Source organism: Streptomyces avicenniae, assembly GCF_000719135.1.
Taxonomy (GTDB): Bacteria; Actinomycetota; Actinomycetes; order Streptomycetales; family Streptomycetaceae; genus Streptomyces; species Streptomyces avicenniae.
In genome coordinates, this window is sequence record NZ_JOEK01000026.1 from 1 (window position 1) to 3202 (window position 3202).

General features: G+C 72.1%; 4 protein-coding genes. 1 reads left to right on the forward strand and 3 read right to left on the reverse strand.

Translation table 11 applies throughout. The annotated features are described in order from the left end of the window. Positions 1-323: 323 nt before the first annotated feature. Positions 324-1334, reverse strand: a complete 1011-nt coding sequence (locus IF27_RS29560) for a stage II sporulation protein M (protein WP_052852960.1) — start codon at positions 1332-1334, stop codon at positions 324-326. A 54-nt stretch (positions 1335-1388) separates the two neighbouring features. On the opposite strand from IF27_RS29560, the gene IF27_RS29565 reads away from it, so the two are divergent. Then, complete coding sequence (locus tag IF27_RS29565) at positions 1389-2327, forward strand: RDD family protein (protein WP_052852961.1); 939 nt, start codon at positions 1389-1391, stop codon at positions 2325-2327. On the opposite strand, the gene IF27_RS29570 is transcribed toward IF27_RS29565, so the two are convergent. Both IF27_RS29570 and IF27_RS29575 read right to left on the reverse strand, forming a co-directional pair. Next, a complete protein-coding gene (locus IF27_RS29570; protein WP_052852962.1) occupies positions 2311-2952 on the reverse strand; it encodes a hypothetical protein in 642 nt (213 codons plus the stop codon). The two genes, IF27_RS29565 and IF27_RS29570, sit on opposite strands and share 17 nt — an antisense overlap. Positions 2953-3018: 66 nt before the next feature. Further along, a partial coding sequence (locus IF27_RS29575) for an adenosylhomocysteinase (RefSeq protein WP_190233149.1) occupies positions 3019-3202 on the reverse strand: 184 nt, incomplete at its 5' end.

Below are 3202 nucleotides of genomic sequence, written 5' to 3' on the forward strand. Positions count from 1 at the left end.
ATCAAAACATTGGCATTGACTTTTGGCACGCTGTTGAGTTCTCAAGGAACGGACGCTTCCTTCAAAACCCTCTCGGGCCTCTCCGGGCGCTTCCCTTCGCTGTGTCCACTACTTTAGTGGCGTCTCCCGGATTTCTCCAAATCGGCCCCCGCGCGGTCTTTTCGGGCCATGCCGAAAGAGACCCTTGCGGGTTTCGAGAAGTAGAACGAGAGAGTGCCACCTCAGTGACGGAAGCTGCTCTCCGGGACCACCGGTGAATCCGGCGGCTCGGTGGCAGCTCGGAGAACATTACGCGCCCGTGTCAGTGGCGTCAAACCGGGTGGTCAGGCGGCGACCGGGGCCTCGGCCTCCCTGTCGGCGACCACCATGTCCCCCGTCTCCCCGGCGGCTGCGGCACGCCTGCCGATGACGAACACGTAGAAGAGGAACAGCAGCTCGGCGACCACGCCGATCGCGATCCGGCCCCAGGTCGGCAGCCCCGAGGGGGTGACGAATCCTTCGATCACGCCGGAGACGAGGAGGACGGCGGCCAGCCCGATCGCCATGCCGAGCGCCGCCCGCCCCTCCTGGGCCAAGGCGGACGAGCGGGTGCGCGGCCCCGGGTCGATGACCGTCCACCCCAGGCGCAGTCCGACGCCCGCCGCGAGGAAGACGGCCGTCAGCTCCAGCAGTCCGTGCGGCAGGATCAGCCCGAGGAACACGTCCAGACGCCCGGCCGAGCCCATCAGGCCCACGCCGATGCCGACGTTGACCGCGTTCTGGAGGAGCACCCACAGCACGGGGATGCCCAGGAGGACCCCGAAGGCGAGACACGTCGCCGCCACCTGGGCGTTGTTCGTCCAGACCTGCGCCGAGAACGCCGCGGCGGGGTTGCTGGAGTAGTACGTCTCGTACTGGCCCCCTGGCCGGGTCATCGCCCGTAGCTCCTCGGGCGCGCCCAGGGCGGCCTGCACGTCCGGGTTCCGCGCGATCCACCAGCCGGTCACGGCGATGACCAGGACGCTGACCAGAGCCGTCGGGACCCACCAGCGCCAGGTCCGGTAGCACGCGGCGGGGAAGGCCGTGGTGAAGAAGTGGATCCCGTCGCGCCAGGTCGCGCGCCGGGTGCCGACCACCGCGCTGCGCGACCTGGCGACGAGCGTCGTCAGGCGGCTGACGAGCGCCGGGTCGGGGGCCGTCGAGCGGATCTGCGAGAGATGGGTGGCCGTGCGCTGGTAGAGGGTGACGAGTTCGTCCGCCTCCGCTCCCCCGAGCCTGCCGCGCGGCATGCGCAGGAGGGCTTCGAGGCGTTCCCATTCGGCCCGGTGAGTGGCCACGAAGACGTCGAGGTCCATGAGGGAGAGCTTGTCAGACGGGAATGCCACACTGTCCAGAGGAAGGGGGCCTCGATGAGTCAACTGGTCACGGGGGACGCGGTCGTCCTGGGACTTCAGCCCGCGCGCCTGCCGAGCCGGGCGATGGCCGTGCTGCTGGATCTCCTGATCATCGTCAGTGCTTATCTCCTGATCACGTTCGTGCTCGTCTCCAGCGTCCTCGGCCTGGGGGTGTCGCTCGCGTCGGCCGTCCAGGTCGCCCTCTACCTGCTGCTGCTCGTCGGGGTGCCGATCGCGGTCGAGACGCTGAGCGGCGGGCGCTCGATCGGCAAGGCGGCGCTCGGGCTCCGGGTGGTGCGGGCGGACGGCGGTCCCATCCGTTTCCGGCACGCGCTGGTCCGGGGGGCCGTCGGGGTCGTCGAGCTGCTTCTCTCCTTGGGGTCCATCGCCGTCATCTCCTCGCTCGTCTCGGCCGAGGGGCGGCGGCTCGGCGACATCTTCGCGGGCACGCTGGTCGTGCGGGAGCGGCTGCCGGGGGCCGCCTCGCTGCCCGTGCCGTCCGCGCCGCCCTGGCTGGCGGGGCAGTTCAGCCACCTCGACCTGTCGCGGGTGCCCGACGACCTGTGGCTCTCCGTCCGCCAGTTGCTGACGCGGCTGCCGCAGCTCGACCAGGCCGTCGCGTGGTCGATGGCGGTGGGGCTGTCGAACGAACTGATGGCGCGCGTCGGCGTCCAGGCGCCGCCGGGGGTGCAGCCGGTGGACTATCTGTCGGCGGTCATGGCGGAGCGGCAGAACCGGGAGGCGGCGCGCGCGTACGCGGCGGGTCGGCACGCGCAGGACGGCGGGTACGCGCCGCAGCCGCCGTATCCGGGGCCGCCGCAGGGACATCAGCCTTACCCGCAGCACCCCCAGCAGTTCCCGCCGTCGCCCGCCGCGCCGCCCTCCGTCCCACCGGTCGCGCCGCGTGCGGAGGAACCGCCTGCGGCGGGTGGGGGGTTCACTCCCCCGGCGTGAGACCGGCGGCGTCGGCGGGGGGCGAGGGGGGCGAGTCGAGTGCTTCCAGCTCGACACCGGGGGCCGCGAGGACGACGTCCCCCGCGAGGTGGACGGTGCCGCTCGCGCCCGTCTCCAGGTCGTCCACCCGGTAGTGGACGACGGTCAGCGGGCCGCTGTCGGTCGGGTGCTCCTCCGAGCCGAGCAGGGTCCAGCCCTGGTCGTGGGTGCGGGGCGCCAGGTGCGGCGCGGTGAAGGTGACCAGGCGTACGCGCGCCTCCGGGGCGGCCGGGGTCAGGCGGAGCAGGCGGGCGGTGGCGACGAGGAAGGCCGGGGAGTCGCCGGAGAAGCCGCGGCCCTCGGCGGTGCGCTGCGCGGCGTCCGTGCCGTCCGCGCCCATGCGGACCCAGGTGAGGCCGTCGAGCGCGGCGGCGCGTACGCGCCAGTGGCCGGTGGCCAGTTCGAGGCGTACGGGTCGGCCGAGGGCGTCGAGGGTGAGGTCCACGGAGCCGCTGGGTGCGCCGGTCACGGTCGTGCGCCGGGAGACGTACCGCCAGCCTGTGGGGCCTGGCGCGCACTGGAAGTGCTCGTCGGCCGGAGGGGTGCGGTCGTCCGGGTCGTGGAGGCGGTAGCGGCCTTTGGGCATCAGGGGTGTGGTGGTGCCGGTGTGCCCGGCCCTGTGGTGGGGCCGGGCACACGAGGGTGTGGTGGGTCAGTAGCGGTAGTGGTCGGGCTTGTACGGGCCTTCGACCGGCACGCCGATGTACGACGCCTGGTCAGGCCGCAGTTCCGTCAGCCGGGCGTCCAACGCGTCGAGGTGGAGGCGGGCGACCTTCTCGTCCAGGTACTTCGGCAACGTGTACACCCCCGTCGGATACTCCGAGGTGCGGGTGTAG